Origin of the sequence: Streptomyces sp. SCL15-4 (genome assembly GCF_033366695.1) — a bacterium.
In the GTDB taxonomy this organism is placed as follows: domain Bacteria; phylum Actinomycetota; class Actinomycetes; order Streptomycetales; family Streptomycetaceae; genus Streptomyces.
This window is the reverse complement of record NZ_JAOBTQ010000001.1, coordinates 8,371,451-8,391,524: the sequence shown is the minus strand read 5'-3', so window position 1 is coordinate 8,391,524 and position 20,074 is coordinate 8,371,451. Positions and strand designations below refer to the sequence as shown.

The following is a 20,074-nucleotide window of genomic DNA, read 5'->3' as shown; positions in this document are numbered from 1 at the left end:
GTTTCATCGCGTCGTCTCCGCGTCGGTGGTGTCGATGCCGGTCAGCAGGCTGGAGCGGTCAAGGGTGTCGAGGGGTTGGCCGGCGATGGCCGCGGTCAGCAGCGTCTCCTCGCAGCACGGTGCGGGGTCATCGGGGTCGGGTTCGGCTCGCAGGTGGGCGAAGGCGGCCATGGCGCGGTCCAAGGCCGGGCCGCCTGTGCCGCGGTCGGCGAGGTAGTCGTGCAGCAGGTCGTCGATGTCGGGCAGTTCGGTGGCGGAGGTCTGCCGGTCCAGCACGCGGTGTGCTGTGCCGGTGCGGCGCTCGTCGATGTCGACGAGCGTCGCGTGCGGCAGCATCTTGGCGAGGGTGTCCGGCAGGGACGGGTCGAAGACGTCGACGTTCACCACCGCTTTCACCCAGGCGTCCCCCACGCGGACGGCGCGGTGGGCGATCTGTTCCAGGGTTCCTTCGAGGCGGACCAGACGGCGGCCTGCGGTCAGCGGTTCGAGTTCGATGCGGGGATTGGTATCCGGGCCGATCTCGGCGAGTACGACGCTCTTGGTGTCGCCGGTCTCGCCGAAGTCCATCTGCAGGGGGCTGCCGGCGTAGTAGGCGGGGAATCCGGAACGGCCGACGGGCTGGGGTTTGTGGATGTGGCCGAGGGCGCCGTAGGCGACGTCGGGCAGGTCCGCGGCTGCGGCCGCGTACTCGGTGTTCAGGGAGATGCGCCGCTCCGAGTAGGACGGGAGGGCTCCTTCGATGAACAGGTGGGCGGCGTAGACGAGGACGTCCCGGGGGCCTCGGTCGGCGGTCAGACGACGGTAGACCTCGGCTTGGACGGTGCGCATCCGTTCGGCGTAGGTCGCGGTGGTCAGGGCGGGGTCGGCGAAGTCGTAGGTGAAGCGGTTGGGGTGCAGGTAGGGCAGTGCGCCGATGCGCAGGGTGAACTCCCCGTTCCTGGTCGGGTACTCGGCGACGAGCAGTCTGTCGGGGTGAGCATCGGTGGCGAAGCGGACCCGGCTCTGGTCTCCTTCGCGGGCGCCCATGTCGTTGAGGACGTACTCCAGGAACGTCAGGACGTGAGTGGTGTCGTGGTTGCCGGCGACCACGACCACGGGCGCGATCGTGCCGAGGCTGCGCAGTGCCTGGGCCGCGCGGCGCATGTCGTCCAGGCTCGGCCGGGGGCTGTCGAAGAGGTCGCCGCTGTGCACGATTAGGTCGGGGGCGTAGTCCTCGGCGATGGCGATGATTTCGTCCAGGACGGCGTCGACCTCGCTGTCACGTCGATGTCGGCCGATCTGGCGGCCCAGGTGCCAGTCGGAGGTGTGGAATACGCGTCCCGTCACGGGTGCCTCCAGAGGAACGGCCTGCAGGGCAGCGCGGGTTGCGCCGCCGCGGCCGGAGGTTCGGTGACGCCGACTGTACCGCGAATCACAGGAAGAAGTCTGGAAAACTCTGGAACCCCTGGTAGCGTCTGGTACATGAGTGATCCGCTGGACGCCCTGGAGAAGAGCATCGGCACCCTGCGCCGCGCGATCCGCGACGCCGCCGCCGCCGGTGACGCCGAACGGGCCGGGGAGCTGCGCATGCAGCTGCGCCGCGCCGAGCGGGCCTGGGACGCCCTCGTCGATGCCGGTGAACCGGCAGCTGCCTCGCCCCGTTCCGTCCCGCAAGCGGCTCCAGCCGCCCAGGGATCGCAGCTCCCGGCACGCGAACACGTCCACCGCGCCCTGATGCTCCTCGGGGCCCCGGCCGCCCCCAAGCTGATCGTCGGCGTGCACGAGGCGTTCTTCCCGGGAGAGCTGTCCGCGTCCAAGCTCTCCAGCCTGCGCCGGGACGAGGAGCGCTCCTACCGCTCCAGTCCCGGTGCCCGGCCGTACTATCTGTGCCCGGCACTGGCACACGACCTGCTGACACCGGTGCGGGCACTGATCACCATCAGCACCTGGACGCTGGAGCAGCGCATCATCGGCCCGCTGTCACCGCGCGTGGACTTCCTCACCAGCGCGATCCGCATCGCAGAAGCGGTGCACTCCGCGGCCGAGTCCACAGCGGCCGGGCCCAGTCCGGAGGCCATGCGGCTGCTGTGGCGCTTCGCCGTCAACATCCCCGACGCCATGCCGAGGAACGCCTCCGGCCATGAGGGGGCGCTGGATCCCCAGCAGGTGCTTGGCGCCGCCCAGACCGAGCTGGACGTGCATACGGACGCCGACCGTGCCACCCGGGCGGCAGCCGCGCGGCGGGCCCGTAAGTCCCTCGGTGACGACGAGCAGCTGTTCGGCGCGCCCCTGCGGGGTGTGACGCATCTGCGGTCGGCCCGCGCCTGACTCCCATCCCCCGCAGCCCCTTCTCCCCCGCAAGGATCTACGAGACCGTGAAAAAACCAGTCGACGACCGCCTCGCCGCACTGCGCGGATCCGCGAAGCGCCTGGACTACAACGCCCGGTCGCTGGCGGCCCTGGAGAACAACCCGCGCTGCACGCTACGGGCCCTGCTGGACGCCTCCGGCTCCGACAAGGCCGCGATCGCCACACACGTCGGCCACCCTCCGTCCTTCGGCCAGTCCTCCTTCGCCATCACCCGCGGCAACGCCTTCGAGGCGATGGTGAAGGACAACGGCTGCGCGGAGCTTCTGCGTGTCCTGCGCGAGACCCTGCAGCTGACGCTGCCGGAGGTGGGGTATGAGGACCTGAACGACGTCGGCGGCGACGGCCGCTCCAAGGAGCGCCATGAGCGCACCGAGGAGGTCCTGCTGCGGGCCGCCCGGGGCGAGGGCGACGGTACCTTGTTCGACCACCCGATGTTGTGCCTGCAGATCGGCGGGCACAAGGCGTACCTGGAGCCGGACCTGGTCGCCCTCCGCATCGACGGGCGCTTCCACGTCGTGGAGATCAAGAGCTTCCCGATCATCGACGAACAGGCAGACTCCGCACAGGTGCGGGCGGCGACCACGCAGGCGGGCGCGTACATCATCGCGCTGCGCGACCTGCTCGGACGGGCCGGCATCGGCAAGGAGGCCGTCTCCGACACGATCGTGCTGGTCGCGCCGAAGGACTTCACCAACCGGCCGACGGGGGCGTTCGTCGACGCCCGCAAGCAAGTGGCCGCTCTGACCCGTCAGCTGTCCCGCATCGAGCGCATCGGGGACTTGGTGAACCTGCTGCCCGAGGACCTCACCTTCGATCTCGACCTGGACAAAGAGAAACGGCCCCGGCGCCCGGCCGAGGAGCTGACCGAGGCGCTGGATCAGGTCCTCGTGACGTACCGCCCGGACTGCCTGAACCACTGCGAGATGGCGTTCTACTGCCGCTCCCGCGCCCGCGCGGAAGCCTCGCTGGATGTCCTCGGGCCGGTGGTGCGCGAGCAGTTCGGCGGCATCGACACCACGACCATGGTCATGGGACTGGCTCGCGGAGAACTGACGCCGAGCGAGGACCAGGTGGAGATGGCCGCGGCCCTGCGGCACGCCGCACGGCTGCGCGCAGAACTGGAAGACCTGGGGGGTGCGGCATGAGCACGCTGTCGGCGCTGGCACACGTGCAGGCGATGGAGTCGATGCAGGCAGTGCGCCTGACCGAGTTCCGGCACCGGCACTTGTCGGGCCGGCCGCTGGTGATCGTCCCGCTGGCCATGGCCGGAGAGGCTGGGGCTCCCCTGGCCGCGATGGTCGGCTCCGCGAAGAGGAACGGGAACCTGCTGATCGTGGCCCAGCCCCGCAACCGCGACCAGCGGTTCGCGTTCGCCGCCGACCTCGGCCGGATCGTGATGGACTACATCGACTCCTTCCGCCAGGACCGCCGCGGGGATGGCGAGCGTTCCCGGTATACCGACGCGCCGCAGATCCTGGTGCCGAACCCCGGCGGCGTCAAAGCCCTGGCCGGCCTGGGCCGCATGTGCCGCTTCCGCGCGACGTCCGGCCCGTACGCGGTGCCAGACGTCGTACCGGAGTTCGGCATGTGGCTGACGTTCCTCGTCGAGAGAGCCGAACAGGCCGGCACCTCCATGCTGCTGCCCATCACCGCAATGCTCACCGAACACTGGGCGACCGGCCAGAGCACGCTCGAGGACCAGAACCTCGCCTCCCTGATGGCCTGGATCGCTCCTCCGCCGGGCTTGAGCGTCGAGCAGGCCATGGCCGATGCGGAGAACCCGGACGTGTGCCCGCCGGCGGGCCCGTCGACCTCCCCCGAGTTCGACAACCGCGACCTGGCCCCGGCGATCAGAAAGTTCGACACGGCCCACAAGCTCGGCGACCCGCACGCGCTGTCCGCCGCTGAGACCGAGCTGCGGGAGCTGATCGCGGGACAGATCCAGCCCACCTGGCGCATGGTGTGGCAGGCCATATCACTGCTGCGCTCCGTGCCCGAGGCACCGCGGTCCGCCAAGCGCTTCGAGGGCGACTGCAAGGCCTTCACGGACTACTCCGACTACCGGGACTCCGGCGGGCTTCCGCAGCGCAAGCGGGACACCGCGATCGGCGCGGCCCGGCGGCTGGGCTTTCTGGAGCGCGCGCTGGCCGAATTCGAGTCCGACATGGCGTTCGACGATCGTTTCGTGCTGGCCGACCGGCGCAGCGCCGGTGAGGCGTTCGCCGGGACGATCGTGGAGGCTGAACCCGGCCGGACGGTCACTACGGACAAGAACAGGCAGGTGCCGCGGCCGCGTGTCACCGTCTGCACCGCGGATCCCGTGCGGCTGGCCGCCGATACCAAGCTGATCAGCCCATCCATGCTGGCTGGCCACAAAGCCGTGATCGTCTCGGTCCTTCCCGACGGCGACACCACACGGGTCACGGTGGAGATCACCGGCGGCATGGGACGCGGACGCGCCCCGAAGCAGGGCACCGTGCCGGAACCGGGCCAGCGCGTCGCCTACCTGCCCGACCCGGGGTGGCGCCCGGCACCGCAGTTCCCGGCCTCCGACGCCACCCCGTGGACACACAGTGCAGCCGACGGGGTCGCCGCCGAATCCGCCGTACCCGAGGACGCCGCAGCAGAGGAGTGGGGCAATGAGGAATGACAACAGCACAACGCCCGAACCGGCCGTGCCCGACCCTGCAACGGCCGCTGCCGCTGCCACCGAGGCGATCCTCGCGAACATGGCCGATGGGCGTCACAGGGCCGTGGTCGTCGACTCCCCGCCGGGCGCCGGCAAGAGCACCCTGGTGGTCCGCGCCGCCCAGGAGCTCACCGAAGGCGGCGAGCGCCCGATCATCGTCGCCCAGACCAACAACCAGGTCGACGACCTGGTCGTGCGTCTGGCCAGGGAGCATCCCGGCATCGCCGTCGGACGGTTGAGTGCCACCGGCTACACCCCATCTCCGGCCCTGGGTGCCCTGACGAACACCACCGTCGGCCGCACCCTGGCCGACCTGGCCGGCTGCCGGATCATCGTCGCGACCGCCGCGAAGTGGGCCACCGTCCGCGACGCCACGTTCGGCTGGGCGATCCTGGATGAGGCCTACCAGATGCGTTCGGACATGTTGTTGCAGATCGTCGAACGCTTCGATCGGGGCCTGTTCGTCGGCGATCCCGGCCAGTTGGACCCGTTCACGATCGTCGGTACCGAGCGCTGGATCGGGTTGCCGCACGACCCCACTCAGAACGGTGTCAGCGTGATGCTGGAGCACAACCAGAACATTCCCGTGCACCGGCTGCCGGTGTCCTGGCGCCTGCCGTCCTCGGCCGCACCGACTATCTCCCGAGCGTTCTACCCTTTCACCCACTTCACCGCCGGAACCGGTGAAGACACACGCGCCCTCGAGTTCCGCACCGCCGGCTTCGCCCGCACCGACCTGGACGAGACCCTCGCGCAGGCGTTCGCCACCGGCTGGGCCCTGCACGAACTGCGCCGCCAGCACGTCCCGCGCACCGACACCGAGACCCTCCAGACCGCCGCCGACCTCGCCGGCCGGCTGCTGGACCGCGGAGCGGTCGCCACCTGCGAGCGCCACCATGGCGGCCGGCCCCTGGAACCCGGCGACATCGCCATCGGCGTCGCCCACCGCGACCAGGCGGACCTGGTCAGGGCCGCGCTCGCCCGGACAGGCAGCCCCGGCGCGCCGGGCGTGGCGGTGGACACCGCGAACCGGCTGCAGGGCCGCGAGTTCGAAGTCGTCATCGTCGTGCACCCGTTGTCCGGCCGCCGGGACGCCACGGCCTTCCATCTGGAGGCCGGGCGGCTGTGCGTGCTCGCCTCCCGTCACCGGCAGGCGTGCATCGTCGTCGCCCGCGAGGGCATCGCCGATCTTCTGGACAGCCACCCCTCGACCGACCCGGTGCATCTGTCCGTGCGCGCCAAGTTCCCGGACGGCTGGGAAGCCAACCAGATCATGCTGGACAAGCTTGCCCAGCACCGCGTCGCCGCCTGATCCCACACGGTGCTGCCGCCCGATGCCCGGCATCTCAATCAAATTCGCACAGTTGTTCCATTTTCCGGCTTTTGTCAGTGCTCGTCTTTAAGGTTTCCGTAGCCGCTCCATCCGGGCGGATACGGAAACCGCAGGGGTGCGATCGGGGGGTTGCATGCAATTCGATCAGGTCACGGCTCTCACCAGCCACCCAGCATGGGTACTGCTGCGCGCGGACAACGCTGCCTTGGTGCTGTCGTTCTGCGGCACGGTGTTCGTCGACGAGAACGCGCGCGGTGTACCGGAAACCGTACTGGAGTCCCGGCTGGACGACCGGCTCTACCTCCTCAACGAGGAAAACCCCGGCTCGTTTCCCCGGTCCGCCGGCGCCTATCTGGCGGAGTGGACGAAGAACGGCTGGCTGCGCAAGTACTACCCACCTGGGGAGGACGAGGCGCATTTCGACGCGACTGCGGCCCTCGAGAAGGCCGTGGCCTGGGTGCGGGACCTGCCCGCACGTTCGTTCATCGGAACCGAGTCTCGCCTGAACACCATCGTCGCGCTCCTGCGGCAGATGGCGTTCGGAACGGAGATCGATCCGCAGACACGCATCGATGAACTGCGCCGGGAGCGTGACGCGATCGACGCCCAGATCGCACGGCTGCGCGCCGGTGAGGTCGACATGCTGTCCCCGCTCGCACTGCTGGACCGCTACCAGCAGGTGGAGAGCACCGCGGTCGAACTCCTGCGGGACTTCCGCGAAGTGGAGGCCAATCTTCGGGAACTGGACGTACGTCTGCGCCACCAGGTCGCCACCGCCGAGGGCGGGAAGGGAGAGCAACTGGCCTCGTTCCTGCTGGACCGCGACGAGATCGCCCGGTCCGATCAGGGACAGAGCTTCCAGGCGTTCTTCGACTACCTCCTCTCGCCCCGCCGCCAGCAGGAACTGCGGGAGCTGCTGCAGCAGGTCAACCAACTGCCGCAGTTGGGAGGCAGGGCCAACCAGAGCCTGCTGAAGATCCCCTTCGCCTGGCTGGAGGCGGCCGAGAACACCCAGGACACGGTCCGGCAGCTGACCGAGCAGCTGCGCCGCTTCCTGGTCGACCGCAACCGAGCAGAGGACCGCCGCGTACTGGCGCTGGTGCGCTCCATCCAGCGTCACGTCACCGCCTTGGAAGGCCAGGCCGACCTGCCCGGCATGGCGCTGGACGTCCCTCAGGCACATCTGACGCTGCCGATGGAGCGACGGCTGTACATGCCGGTCGAACGCATCGAGCTGGACACCGCTGCGGTGGAGGAATCCGAGGACGCGGAGGTGGACATCTCCGAGCTCTTCTCCGGCGTCCACGTCGACACCGAGGCGCTGACCGGTCATGTTCTGGAGGCGGTCGCCATGAGCCCGAGCGGCCAGGCGAACCTGGCCTCCATCGTCGACGACCACCCGCTGACCCTGGGGCTCGCGGAACTGCTCGCCTACTTCCAGGTGGAGCACCCCGGCCTGGACATGATCGTGGACCCGGACCGCACCGACCTCCTGGTCTACCCGCGCGTCCACGTGCCCGGGCACACGCAGGCGAGAGTGCCGCACGTGACGTTCGTACGCGACGAAGGCGGCACCGCCACCGGAAAGGCGGAGCAGGAATGAGCGACGCCCTGACCGTCCCCGTGGTCCACCTGCTAAAAGCGGGCGTGCTTTATCAGAGCGATGCACCTGCCGTCTGGGAGCAGATCATCAGCCATCAGGCGGCAATCGGCGACTACCTCAGTGTGATCGGCCTCGATGTCGTCATCGACCGCGCCGAGGGCTACGCCTACGTCCGACAGCAGGATCTCGATTCCCGTGACGACGGCGTCCCGGTGCCGCGGCTGGTCACCCGCCACCGGCTCTCGTTCCCCGTCAGCCTGATGCTCGTCCTGCTGCGCGGACGACTCGCGGACAGCGACGCCGACTCCGCCGACCCGCGCCTGGTACTTACCCGCGACGACCTGGTCGAGATGATCCGCAGCTTCCTCCCACCACGCAGCAACGAAGCCCAGCTCGTCGACCAGATCGACGCCCACATCAAGAAGCTCGTCGACCTCAAGGCACTGCGCCAGACGAAACAGACCAGCACCTACGAGGTCCGCCGCCACGTCAAGGCCCTGGTCGACGCCCAGGTCCTCAACGACTTCAACGACCTCCTCGCCACCTACCGCGACGCTGCCTCGGCCAAGGACGACACATGACCCTCACCATCGACCCGGCAGCGCTCATCCCACGGCCGGCAACGACCGCAGAGCCTGCCGGCACGTTCGACGTCGGCCCCGGTTACCGGCTCGCCCGCCTGGAGGTGCTCAACTGGGGCACCTTCCACCGCACCACCTGCACCTTCACCATCGACGGGCACTGCGCCCTGCTCACCGGGGGCGTGGGATCGGGCAAGTCCACCCTGGTGGACGCGCTCACCACGCTGCTTCTGCCCGCCCACAAGATCGCCTACAACAAGGCGGCGGGCGCCGATGCCAAGGAGCGCGACCTGCGGTCCTACGTCCTCGGCCATCACAAGAACGAGCGCGTCGAGGCCTCCGACACCACACGCCCCGTGGGACTGCGCGACCACACCTCCTACAGCGTGATCCTGGGCGTCTTCACCAACTATGCCCTCGGCGCCCATCTCACGCTCGCACAGGTCTTCTACTGGACATCCCCGACCAGCACCGGGCAGCCCGAGCGGTTCTACCTCACCGCCGAAGCACCGCTGTCCATCGACACCGACTTCACCGGCTTCGGTACCGACATCACCGACCTGCGCCGGCAGCTGAAACAGCGCGGGGCCACTATCCACGGCAGCGCATACACCCAGTACGGCAAGGCACTGCTGAGAGGCCTGGGCATCCCCAGCCTGCAGGCCCTGGACCTGTTCCACCAGACGGTGTCGATGAAGGCCGTGGGCAGCCTGGACGAGTTCGTCCGCGAGCGGATGCTGGAGCCGTTCGACGCGAGGACAGCCGTCGACAAGATCGTTGCCCACTTCGATGCGCTCACCGCCAGCCACAACGAAGTCGTCCGGGCCCGCCGGATGATCGAGGACCTGACGCCGATCGTGGTGGCCTGCAACCGGTACGACACCGTCCAGGGGGAGATCACCGCCCTGGACAAGCGCCGCAGTGCCGTCCCGGCGTTCTTCGCCCAGCACCGCCACCGGCTCCTCACGAGACGTCACACCACACTTATGTCCGGTACGGCGGAACTGGAGGAACTGCAGTCCACTCGCGAACGGCAGCTGGAGCAACTGCGCGGGACGGCCGACGGCCTGCGGCGCCGTATCGACGGCGTCGGCGGGGAGAAGCTCATCTCCCTGACCGGCCGGATCGAAGAACTCGGCCGCGAACGCGAACGGCGCCGCAAGCGCGCTACCGAGTACGGCGCCTGGCTCGCGCAGGCCGGCATGGATCCCGTCACCGACGCCGCCTCCTTCCGCGAGCGGACCGACCAGATCTCCACCGCCCGCTCCCGGGCCGAGGAACAAGAGCAGCAGGCCCGCGGGAAACTCGACGATCTCGCCATCGCGCGCCACGACAACACCACCGCGACCGACGCGGTGCGACGCGAGATCACCAGCCTGCAGCAGCAGCGCTCCAGCATCCCCGCCCAACTGCTGGCCCTGCGCCGCGAACTCGCCACCGCCACGGGCGTCTCCGACGAGGTCCTACCGTTCGCCGGCGAGCTGATCCAGGTCCGAGACGACGAAGCCGAGTGGGCCGGCGCCGCCGAGCGCGTACTGCACGGGTTCGCCTTGTCCCTGCTGGTCCCACACGCCCACTACGACACCGTCTCGGCCTGGGTCAACGGCCGCCACCTGGGCCTCAGGCTGGTCTACTACCAGGTCCCCGCCCACACACCCATCACCATGCTGCCGGACGACTCCACCCTGCTGACCGGGAAACTCCAGCTCAAATCCGACAGCTGGGCCCGCGACTGGCTCGCCGCTCGGCTGCGCTCGCGTGCCGACTACCTGTGCGCCGAAGACCTTGACGCATTCGCCCGCGCCACCCGGCCCGCCGTCACCCGGCAGGGCCTTATCAGGGGCGGCGGAGGCCGCCACGAGAAGAACGACACCCACCGCATCGACGACCGGCGCAACTGGGTGCTGGGCTGGAGCAATCAGGCCAAGCTCGACGCTCTCCTCGCCGAGGCCACCCGCCTCAGCCGCGAAAGCGCCGACATCACCACGGCCACCCGGGAACTCGAGAAGCAGCAGCAGGCCCGCACCGGAACCGGTGCCGCCCTCACCCTGCTGGCCAGCGTCGACACCTACGCGGAACTCGACTGGCAGAGGACCGTCGCGGAAATCGAGCAGTTCGAGCAGCAGAAGAGCGCCCTGGAAGCAGAAGCCGGTCTGGACAAGCTCACCGCGCAGCTCCGGCGGACCGAGGACGAGATCGTACAGAGCAGCAAGACGTTCACCACTGGGCAGGAGGAGCTGGGCGGCCTGCGCCGCGACGTCCAGCACATCGCCGACCTGCTGGGCAGGACCACCACGTTCCTCGCGAGGTGCGACCTCGACGGCATGACGGAGCACGAGGAAGCCCTGAGGAAGTTCCTGCCCGCAGCCGACGGCGACGGCCTCCTGGAGATGCTGGACGACGCCGAGCGCCATGCCCAAGCACGTCTGCTGCGCAGCAGCGGCAGTCGCCACGACGCCCTGCGCCACGCCAGCAGCCAGGCAGCGGGGCTGATGACCGCCTTCCGCGGCAGGTACCCGGTCCACACCGCCGAGTTGGACAACACCATCGAATCCGCCGGCGGCTACCGCGCATTGCACAGCCGGCTCACCGACGAGGACCTGCCCCGATTCGAGGAGCAGTTCCTCCTGTACCTGCGCACCAACGTCATCCGCGACATCGCTTCCTTCCAGGCCCATCTCGGCGCTCAGGAGCAGCAGATCCGCGAGCGCATCGACGTGATCAACACCTCGCTGGCCGGCATCGACTACAACCCCGGCCGCTACATCCGGCTCAACGCCGCCCCCACGCCGAACAAGGAGGTCCGCGAGTTCCAGCACGACCTGCGCGCCTGTACCAGCGAAGCGCTCTCGAACGACGCCGATGACGCGTACACCGAAGAGAAGTTCCTCCAGGTCAAGGCGCTCCTCGACCGCTTCAAGGGCCGCCCGGAGCACACCCGTCTCGACAAGGAGTGGACCGCCCGGGTCACCGATGTGCGGCGCTGGTTCGTCTTCTCCGCCAGCGAGCTCAATCGCGAGGACGACGCCGAGTACGAGGTCCACTCCGACTCCGGTGGCAAGTCCGGCGGCCAGAAGGAGAAACTCGCCTACACCATCCTCGCGGCTTCCCTCGCCTACCAGTTCCGCATCGACCCCACCGCCGTCAGCCCCAAGACCTTCCACTTCGTCACCATCGACGAAGCCTTCGGACGCGGTGACGACCCCTCCGCCCACTTCGCCCTCGACCTGTTCCAGCGCCTGGGCCTGCAACTCCTCGTCGTCACCCCGCTCCAGAAACTCCATGTCATCGAGCCCCACGTCACCCGCGTCGGCTATGTCGACCGTCCTGACAAGACCCGCTCCCGCCTAAACAACCTCACTATCGAGGAGTTCCGCGCCTACAGGCAGGCAGCGGCCCAGCAGGCGAACCAGCCCCCGAAGGAGTAGTCGTGCCCCCGGCAGAATGGACCCGCCCCGAGCATGTGGTGGAAACTCTGCGCCGCAAGTGGGCCAGCGGCCGCTACCTCACCGCCGCCGCGGGCGGTCATCCCTTCGAGCCCATCGGGGTGTCGCTGAAGGGCCCGACCGCGGCCGATGCCCTGCAGTATTACGAGCAAGCACTCGCCTGGTCCCAGTGCTGGGCCCCCGACCGGAACCCCCATCTGCGCATCCAGACCAAATCCATCGGAGGCCGCAACGGCATCCCGTCGAATACCGTCCCGGCCCGGGCCTGGGTCGACAGCCGCGACCGCCTCTGGACGCTGCTCCGCGTCACCACCCAGGTCGACCGCTTCCACACGCTGCACGAGCAGACCGCACGCCAGGACCCCGGCATCGCACGGTGGATGGCCGACCACCCCATGAAGGTCCTTGCCAACGCTGCAGACTGGTGCCGACTCGTGCGCACCACATGCTGGATCCGCGACCACGACACCGAGGCGGTCTACCTGCGCGAGATCGACACCCCGGGCGTGGACACCAAGTTCATCGAGACCAACAAGGGAATCCTCGCCGACCTCCTCGACTGTGTGCTCCCTGAAAGCCGCGTCAACACCAGCGCACCGAAGAGCGATCTCGTCGCACGGTACGGCTTCCGCACCAAGCCCATCTACATCCGCCTGCGCTACCTCGGCGCCTCTCCCCTGCCCTTCAGCGAACTCACCGTCCGCGCCGAGGAACTGGCCGACTGGTCCCCCGGGGTGCGCACCGTCTTCGTCCTCGAGAACGAGATCACCTACCTCTCCCTGCCGCCGGTCCCCGACGCCATCGCCATCCTCGGCTCCGGGTACGCCGCCGCCCTGCTGCGTCACCTGCCCTGGCTCGACGACGTCGACCTCTGTTACTGGGGCGACATCGACACCCATGGCTTCGCCATCCTCAACCAGGTCCGCGGACGCTTCCCGCACACCACGTCACTGCTCATGGACCGCGCCACCCTCCTCGCCCACGAGTTCCACTGGGGCCAGGAGAAGACACAGGCACGCGGCGGCCTGACACACCTCACCCCCGAGGAGGCCCACCTCGAGCAGGAGCTGCGGACCGGCGCCTACCGGCCGCACCTGCGCCTGGAGCAGGAGCGCATCGCCATCACCGCCGTGCGAGAGGCTCTGGCGCGGCACCGGGAGTGACACCGGGGGCTGCGGACGGCCGCATGCCAGGACCGTGGTCGAGGACGAGGCTACTCCCGCGCCCGGCCTGCCGGGCGGTCCGCGGCTCCCTGCGCTCCAGTCTCCGCCCCTACCGTGCCCGCAGGGTAAGGGTCACGGCCGAGCCCGACGAACGCGCACGAATCTTCCTCACCCGCCAGCACTGACCGGCAGCCCGTCGGTCAACCCTCTGCAGCCTCGGACGACAACAACCCGCCTCGACGAACGGAACCGGCAGTGACCGATACCTGGAACGGCGAACCGCTGGCAGACGCCAAGAGCGTGAACGAGGACATCCACTACCGGATCCACGACGCCGACAGCGGAGCGCTGCTGGGATTCGGCACGGGCCGCGGTGGTGCGCTGGGAGCCGTAGTGGCCCACTGCCGGCGTGTAGAAGACGCCCAGGCGGTGCCGTTCGGGCCGGGCATCAGCCGACCATGGCCCTTCAACCCGACTCCCACCAGATGACGGCGCGGACCCAGTAGGGATCTGGGCATTGAGCGTCAAAGCCGCAGGTAGCGCTCCGGGCCGATCCGGGGCCAGGCCGTCTCACGTCATCGGGGCCAAGGGCTACAGTTCGAAGGCAATCCGCCCTTAGGCCTGGGACAAGGGCGGGCGCTCGGCGAGAATCTGCTTGAGCGGCCTGTAGCACGCACCGAGCCGCGCGCTGCTCGGACTCCCGAAGGTCCCCCGCTCGGGGGGCAGCAGGTCGCGCCGGGCATCCGCATCTGCTCGGCCCGCCCTACCGAGGAGAGCACCCGGCGCTGATCCTCCGCGTCCTTGAACTGGTGCGCGGCGCGCCTGGAGCAGGTGGAGCGGTGCCTGACCTGCGTGGCGGAGTGGGCACGGCCACCTCCTCGGAGCATGCGAAAGGCCCGGCAGCGCTGGGCCGGTCCTGTGTGCGGTGCCGGTCAGGCCTTGCAGAAGCCGATGCCCTTGAGGGCCTCGTTGATCTGCTTGCCCTGCGCCTCGGTGGTGGTGACCTCCCTGTACGTGAAGCGTTGCGCCGCCATCCAGTCGAGTCGTGATACTCCGGTCGCGTTCAGTGACGTGCACTGGTTCCGGGCCGCGTCGATGGCCTTGTCCTCGTACTTCACGATGTCCGGGTTGGCTGCGGCGAGCGCCCGGAGCAGTTCTTCGCGCTTGGCTCCGGTCGGCTCGGGCGGGATGCCAGCGGGCTTCTCGGCGGCGCTCCAGTCGGTGCTGGGCGTCGGGGGCGCCTTCGGTGTGCTGGCCTTGGTGGGCTTCGTCTCGGCGTCGTCGCTGCTGGAGGAGCAGGCGGGGAGGGCGAGGAGAGCGGCGGCGCAGAGCACAGTGGCGGCGGTGAGGCGGGTGTTCATGTTCCCCCGGTGAGGTCCGTGCGGATGCGGCGGATCTTGTCGATGGCTCGGCGAGCCTCCGGGCCGGGGTTGAGGATCTCACGCATGCCGTGGGCAGCAGCATCAGCACCTGAGGCGAACAGTGGCACGGGGGATGTGTAGTCGCGGGTCGCCTCGGCTGTCTCCGCGGTGATCTTGCCGGTGCTCGTGGCCACGCGCAGCGCCAGTAGTTCGTCCCCGTCATGGCATCCGGCCCAACCACCGCACATTCGGGCGCGGCCGCTGTCGTGGTCGTGCTGGTGGCACTGGAACGGTTTGACAGGTTGTTCGGGCGTGGGCCGGTCGTACGCCGGTAGTTTCGCGTACTCTTCCGCTGACCAGACGCCCGAGGGGGCGTCCCGCCGGTACGGGCAGTACTGGCAGGGCCGTGGAGCGGGAGGCAGGATCGTCACGAACGCTCCTGGGAAGCGGCTACGAACGGTTTGCTCACGGCGTGTCCTTCACATGGTCGGCGCCGACGTGCTGCCGTGGCATCGCGGACGCGTGTAACGGCAGGCCCTTGTGGAACGGGCAGTCTAAGGGCTGTCCCGCAAACGCTGGACGGGTTGCACCCAGGTGGGACCCGGGATACCCGCGAGCCTCCAACAGGGCATCTGTGGCAGCCTGCCGACATGCCATGGGAAGTCAAAGAGCACGCAGGTCGCCACTACGCCGTCCTGTTCCACTACGCCTTGCCCGACGACGCCTGGGCCGTGGAACTGAGCGAAGCTAAGCCGGCGTCGGCCGAGGGGGCCGAGAACCCCGACGCCGCGGTGACCCACTTGCCTGGCGCTGCCTTCCTGGTGACACATGTTCCGGACGAGGACCCGAATCTGCGACCGACCGTCCGAGTCTGGAGTCCTGACGAGCGTGTCGTCCCTTACGAGGTCATGAGCTGGTACATGGAGCAGGTGGCCGACCAGGTAGAACGCTGTCGCATTGCGTTCGAGCAGGGGGAACCTGAAGCAGTGGAATGATCACGCAGTGACTGGTGTGATCACGGCGTCGGAGCCTTCCTGGATAGCCCCGTTCTCCGGGCTGAGCCCGCGTGCCTTCGGGAAGCTGGTGACGGTGTTGCGGCGCGAGGGTGCGGACACGGCTCGCAGGGGCCGGCCCTGGAGCCTTCCGCTGGAGGACAGGGCCCTGCTGGTCGCAGCCTATTGGCGCACGAACCTGACCATGCGGCAGCTTGCGCCGCTGTTCGGGGTGTCGAAGTCGACGGCCGACCGGATCATCGACCATCTCGGGCCGCTACTGGCGCTCCAGCCCCGCAAGCGGTTCGCGAAGGACGCCGTGCTCATCGTGGACGGCACTCTCGTCCCCACCCGGGATCACGCCATCGCTGAGCGGTCGAAGAACTATCGGTACTCCACCAACCACCAGGTCGTCATCGACGCCGACACTCGCCTGGTCGTCATAGTCGGCCGACCGCTCGCCGGGAACCGCAACGACTGCAAGGCATGGGAGGAATCCGGCGCCAAGGCCGCCGTCGGCAACACCGTCACGATCGCCGACGGCGGCTACCCGGGCACCGGACTCGTCATCCCGCATCGCCGCAAGCGCGGCCAAGCCGAACTCCAGGACTGGAAAGAGGAGCACAACCAGTCCCACAAGCAGGTCCGAGCCCGCGTCGAGCACGTCTTCGCCCGTATGAAGACGTGGAAGATCCTCCGCGACTGCCGCCTCAAGGGCGAGGGTGTCCACCACGCCATGCTCGGCATTGCCCGGATGCACAACCTCGCCCTCGCTGGGTAAGCAAGCGGGCCGCACGGCGGCTAACCATGCTTGAGACAACCAGAAAATCACTTACGGGACAGCCCTTAGGGTCCGTCTTCAAACGGATCTTGCCCAGAGCAGGAACGACGCGAGACTGACCGCTGCCTCGTATGAGGTGGCGGTCTTTTCGTATCTGGTAGCGATGCCGCGGAAGCCCTTGAGTCGATTGAAGCAGCGCTCGATCGTGTTGCGCCGTCGGTAGGTCTCCCGGTCAAACCCTGGCGGTCGGCCGCCGTGGCCACCGCGCTTCAGCCGGTGCCGCCGCTGGTCAGTCTTCTCGGGGATGGTGTGTGCAATGCCGCGTTGTCGCAGGTAGGCACGGAAGCCTCGGGAGCTGTAAGCCTTGTCTGCGATGACCCGGTCGGGCCTGCAGCGCGGTCGGCCAGTGCCGGTGCGCGGAACCCGGATCCGTTCCAGCAGAGGACGTGCACAGACACTGTCGTGGCGTTGGCCGGGTGTCACCAGGATCGCCAGCGGGCGGCCCTTGCCGTCGCAGGCAAGGTGGATCTTGGTCGTTAGTCCGCCTCGGGATCGGCCGAGGGCGTGATCGTCCGGTTCGTCCGGCCGGTGCCGCCCCCTTTTCGGCCGGTGGCGGCGGCGTGCTGGTGAGCGCGGACGATGGTGGAGTCGATCTGGACCAGCCAGTCGATGTCGCCGGCCGCGTCGGCATGGGCCTGGATCTGCTGCAGGGCCCGGGTGAACACGCCGTCCAGGGCGTAGCGGCGGAAGCGGGTGTAGACGGTCTTCCATGGCCCGTAGCGTTCCGGCAGGTCACGCCAGGAGATCCCGGTACGGATCTTGTAGACCATCCCGTTGATGACCTGCCGGTCTGACACGCGGGGCCGGCCTGTCGCGGCCCGCGGTATCAGCGGAGCGAGTAACTCCCACTCCTGGTCGGTGAGTTCATGGCGACGTATCACCACACCATGATCACCTACCTGGATGATCTTTGAAGACGGACCCTAGTACTGGGCGATGTTCACTGTGGGGGAATCATTTGTCACCACCGAGCTGCCGGTCGGCAGGGCGGGAGCAAAAGGCTGACGGCAGCAATGAACGGGGGCAAGCGGTGTCCAGGCCCGAGAAACTCGCCAATCGTTCGTTGCCGGATGGCCGGCCCGATGGTGGTCGAAGTGACTGGAGCGGGCTTCTGATTGCCGTCAGCGGGTTGCGTGAATCCAGGCCAGGCCGCCGAGGTCGAGGTGTCGGCGGGCCCTGGTGACAGCTACGTAGGCCAGTCGGGCTTCGGCGTCGTCGATCGGATCGGTGGGTGTGGCCGCTTCGTTGTGGTCTTCTTTCGGCCGGGGAAAGTCGTCCGCGATGAGTACGCGGGGCCACTCCCGTCCTTTGGCCTTGTGGGCGGTGGAGATGGTGACCTGAGCGTTCGGTTCGGGCACGAGCCGGGCGACGGCGGCGAGGATGGCGCCGGGACCGTGGGTGTCGACGAGGTTCACCAGTGGCTGCAGATCGCGTCCGGCGGGATCGTGAGCGGCATAGTCCTGCACGTCGCCCCAGCTGGGGAACAGGGTCAGTTCGGGGTGATGGGTGCGGCGGCCTTCTTTCAAGTCGCCTGCTGCCCGGGCCAGGGTGTAAAGGCTGTCTCCTCCTCCGGTCAGGGCGACTTGCTGTCCGGTGTTCAGGTGTTGCATTACGTTGGCCATGGCGCCGACGTTGGTGCGGCACAGGACTGCGTCGGGGCTGGTGATGGGGCCGATCTCGGTTGGCACGGTGGGTGTGCCCGTGAGCCGGATGGGGGCGTCGGCCAGGTGGAGCCAGCGGTTGGCTTCCTCAGCGAGGTGAGGCCCGAAGCGGAAGGACTGCGTCAAGGTCAGCCTGGTGCCGTTGAAGCCCGCCATGACGTCTTTGGCACCGCGCCATTGGTAGATGGCCTGGGCTGAGTCTCCGACCATGACGAGCTGGGCGTGGTCACGCTGGGCGAGGAAGACTTCCTCCACGACGGGGTTGGTGTCCTGGGCTTCGTCCAGGAGGAGGTACTCGGCTTCGATTTTCGGTTGGTCAAGGGCCCAGATCTTCAGGTAGTGGTCGTGTTCGAAGCGGACGTGGCCGTCGGCGGGGTTTTGCAGGTCGGTCCAGGCTCTATGGGCGGCGGGCAGGATGTGGGTGGCAAGCTCGCGGTGCATGCCTGCGTCTTCCAAGCCGCGTAGTTTCGGTACGTGGTGGCGGGTGATCGCCTCGTCGGCGGTATGGCAGAAGTGGGTGATAGTGCGCAGGAGGGCGTTGGACAGGGCTCGTTGGGAGATGTCGCGTTCGCCGATACGGATGGCTTTGGTGAGGCCGAGGGCTTGCCCGGTCTGCCAGGCGGGGCGACGGGGTGCGTGCAGGCGGCTGGTGTAGCGGTGGCCGACGGCTGCGTAGGCGAGGGCGTGGGCGGTCTTGCACTGGACCGTGCGCGGGAAGCGTGTGGTGGCTTCTCGGGCGATGGCCCGGTTGTAGGCAAGGTAGTAGCCGCGGTGCGGGACTGATCGGGCGAGCATGGCCAGCAGGGTGGTTTTTCCGGTGCCGGCCCCGGCTTGCAGGGTCAAGTGGTCGCCAGCGCGGAAGGCATCCAGTGCGGCTGTCTGTTCGTCGGTGGGCTTCATCTCAGGGTTCCTTGCGAGGCAGGTGAGGTCTGGTCCGGCGAGGGGAGCGTGCGCGGGTCCGACGGGTGCGCACAGCTGGTGGAGGGAGGGGACCGCGTCCTGCTCGGCGTCATCCGCCACGCTCTGGCGCATCACCAGCTCGATGACGCCATTTCCGGGTGGGCTTTCGTGCCAGGTGTGGACCGTTGAGGCTGGCACGCGGAGCGGGGTGCGCTTCGGTCACCGTGGACGAGGGCGGTGCCTTCCGGGCGTGGGTAGCTCGGTGCGGATGTATCGGGCGTGCAGGAGAGGGTCGAAGGGCTTCCAGGTGGCCGGGGTCAGGTCGGCGGCCGTGGCAGAGGCGGCGTGAGCGGTGCAGTGTTGGGTGCGCCAGCGTCGTTGTTCTGTGTAGGGCAGGTGGCTGAGGTCGTAGGCCGCCATGCTGGTGCTGGGCGGGGCGAGTTGGCTGCAGATCGGCTGGGTGGGCAGCAGGACCCAGCGTCCTGGGGTCTGAGCGGTGAGGGAGCGTGTGCAGCGGCCTCGTTGGGTGGTCTGGGCGGTACAGCGGATGGTCTCGATGGTGCTTTCGCCGAGGTAGTTGACGAGGAGGATCCGGACGATGGGGCGGGTGGGTCGTTCGTCGTGTCCGCTCAGCCCTGCAGTGGCGGGTGGGCGGGTCGCCGGGGTGAGGACGCCTGTGTCGATCAGACGTCTGGAGTGCAGGCCGAGTTCGCGACGCAGTGATGTAAGGCGGATGCTGTCGGTGCGGAGTCTTGATGGCCGCTGGGGGGCAGAGGGCGGCGTGCGGGATGCGGCACCATCCGCTGGCGTCATCGTGGGGGTAGGCGACGCCGCTGCTGAGGTGCCAGCGGTAGGCGGCGGAGACGCTGGTGGTGGCCACTTCCGCGGGGTGCAGGGCGATGAGCCGGCCCTCGGATCGCGGGTACCAGTCGATGCGGTTGCCGCAGTGGCGGCAGCGGCCGGTCGTCTGGCCCGCGCGCAGGAGTCGGCTCGGGCTGTGTGTGGCGATCTGCAGGGAGCGGCGGGGAGGGAGGTGGCGGGGGCTGCCGTCCCGGTGACGGCCGGCGGGTGGGTTGTGGTGGCGCATGGCGGCGACCGTGCCAGGTGGCGCGCCGGTCAGTGGTGGCGGCTTTCGCGGATGTCATGCGATCGGCC

17 protein-coding genes are annotated in these 20,074 nt (G+C 68.7%); 11 read left to right on the top strand and 6 right to left on the bottom strand.

The features are described from left to right. Window positions 1-3: 3 nt before the first annotated feature. Window positions 4-1,326, bottom strand: coding sequence for an exonuclease SbcCD subunit D (locus tag SCK26_RS37735; RefSeq protein WP_318205866.1), 1,323 nt, complete (start codon window positions 1,324-1,326; stop codon window positions 4-6). A gap of 135 nt (window positions 1,327-1,461) precedes the next feature. Here SCK26_RS37735 and SCK26_RS37730 point away from each other — a divergent pair, with 135 nt between their 5' ends. The 9 genes from SCK26_RS37730 to SCK26_RS37690 all read left to right on the top strand — a co-directional run bounded on the left by SCK26_RS37730 (window position 1,462) and on the right by SCK26_RS37690 (window position 13,653). Then, a complete protein-coding gene (locus tag SCK26_RS37730; protein ID WP_318205865.1) occupies window positions 1,462-2,307 on the top strand; it encodes a hypothetical protein in 846 nt (281 codons plus the stop codon). Between the two features lie 47 nt (window positions 2,308-2,354). Next, a complete protein-coding gene (locus tag SCK26_RS37725; protein WP_318205864.1) occupies window positions 2,355-3,494 on the top strand; it encodes a hypothetical protein in 1,140 nt (379 codons plus the stop codon). Continuing rightward, window positions 3,491-4,999, top strand: a complete 1,509-nt coding sequence (locus SCK26_RS37720; protein ID WP_318205863.1) for a hypothetical protein — start codon at window positions 3,491-3,493, stop codon at window positions 4,997-4,999. Before SCK26_RS37725 ends, SCK26_RS37720 begins: the two co-directional genes overlap by 4 nt. Then, window positions 4,989-6,350, top strand: a complete 1,362-nt coding sequence (locus SCK26_RS37715; protein WP_062760432.1) for an AAA domain-containing protein — start codon at window positions 4,989-4,991, stop codon at window positions 6,348-6,350. The genes SCK26_RS37720 and SCK26_RS37715 overlap by 11 nt, the downstream gene beginning before the upstream one ends. A gap of 154 nt (window positions 6,351-6,504) precedes the next feature. Further along, window positions 6,505-7,974 (top strand): DUF3375 domain-containing protein, encoded by a 1,470-nt coding sequence (locus SCK26_RS37710; RefSeq protein ID WP_318205862.1) that lies wholly within the window; start codon window positions 6,505-6,507, stop codon window positions 7,972-7,974. Beyond that, complete coding sequence (locus SCK26_RS37705; protein WP_062760430.1) at window positions 7,971-8,555, top strand: DUF4194 domain-containing protein; 585 nt, start codon at window positions 7,971-7,973, stop codon at window positions 8,553-8,555. The genes SCK26_RS37710 and SCK26_RS37705 overlap by 4 nt, the downstream gene beginning before the upstream one ends. Beyond that, window positions 8,552-11,983, top strand: coding sequence for an ATP-binding protein (locus SCK26_RS37700; protein WP_318205861.1), 3,432 nt, complete (start codon window positions 8,552-8,554; stop codon window positions 11,981-11,983). The genes SCK26_RS37705 and SCK26_RS37700 overlap by 4 nt, the downstream gene beginning before the upstream one ends. Window positions 11,984-11,985: 2 nt before the next feature. Then, window positions 11,986-13,164: a Wadjet anti-phage system protein JetD domain-containing protein gene (locus SCK26_RS37695; RefSeq protein WP_318205860.1), complete on the top strand. Its 1,179-nt coding sequence runs from the start codon at window positions 11,986-11,988 to the stop codon at window positions 13,162-13,164. A gap of 255 nt (window positions 13,165-13,419) precedes the next feature. Continuing rightward, entirely contained in the window at window positions 13,420-13,653 is a 234-nt protein-coding gene (locus tag SCK26_RS37690) for a hypothetical protein (protein ID WP_318205859.1), read from the top strand. A gap of 443 nt (window positions 13,654-14,096) precedes the next feature. On the opposite strand, the gene SCK26_RS37685 is transcribed toward SCK26_RS37690, so the two are convergent. Further along, on the bottom strand, window positions 14,097-14,525 hold the full coding sequence (locus SCK26_RS37685; protein ID WP_318205858.1) for a hypothetical protein: 429 nt from the start codon (window positions 14,523-14,525) through the stop codon (window positions 14,097-14,099). Continuing rightward, window positions 14,522-14,956, bottom strand: coding sequence for a DUF6283 family protein (locus SCK26_RS37680; protein WP_318205857.1), 435 nt, complete (start codon window positions 14,954-14,956; stop codon window positions 14,522-14,524). Before SCK26_RS37680 ends, SCK26_RS37685 begins: the two co-directional genes overlap by 4 nt. 219 nt (window positions 14,957-15,175) lie before the next feature. Here SCK26_RS37680 and SCK26_RS37675 point away from each other — a divergent pair, with 219 nt between their 5' ends. Together SCK26_RS37675 and SCK26_RS37670 are read left to right on the top strand one after the other, a co-directional pair. Further along, window positions 15,176-15,520 (top strand): hypothetical protein, encoded by a 345-nt coding sequence (locus SCK26_RS37675; RefSeq protein WP_318205856.1) that lies wholly within the window; start codon window positions 15,176-15,178, stop codon window positions 15,518-15,520. 7 nt (window positions 15,521-15,527) lie between these two features. After that, window positions 15,528-16,298: a transposase gene (locus tag SCK26_RS37670; RefSeq protein WP_318205855.1), complete on the top strand. Its 771-nt coding sequence runs from the start codon at window positions 15,528-15,530 to the stop codon at window positions 16,296-16,298. Between the two features lie 78 nt (window positions 16,299-16,376). Here the strand turns inward: SCK26_RS37670 and SCK26_RS37665 are convergent. From SCK26_RS37665 to SCK26_RS38130, 3 genes are all read right to left on the bottom strand, one after another. Next, a protein-coding gene (locus SCK26_RS37665; protein WP_412080883.1) for an IS5 family transposase occupies window positions 16,377-17,236 on the bottom strand; the annotation gives its coding sequence in 2 pieces (ribosomal slippage) (window positions 16,377-16,891 and window positions 16,891-17,236; 861 coding nt in all). Window positions 17,237-17,479: 243 nt separating this feature from the next. Next, window positions 17,480-18,919 (bottom strand): UvrD-helicase domain-containing protein, encoded by a 1,440-nt coding sequence (locus SCK26_RS37660; protein WP_318205854.1) that lies wholly within the window; start codon window positions 18,917-18,919, stop codon window positions 17,480-17,482. A 109-nt stretch (window positions 18,920-19,028) separates the two neighbouring features. After that, window positions 19,029-20,006, bottom strand: coding sequence for a DUF6083 domain-containing protein (locus SCK26_RS38130; protein ID WP_412080824.1), 978 nt, complete (start codon window positions 20,004-20,006; stop codon window positions 19,029-19,031). Between the last annotated feature and the right edge of the window lie 68 nt (window positions 20,007-20,074).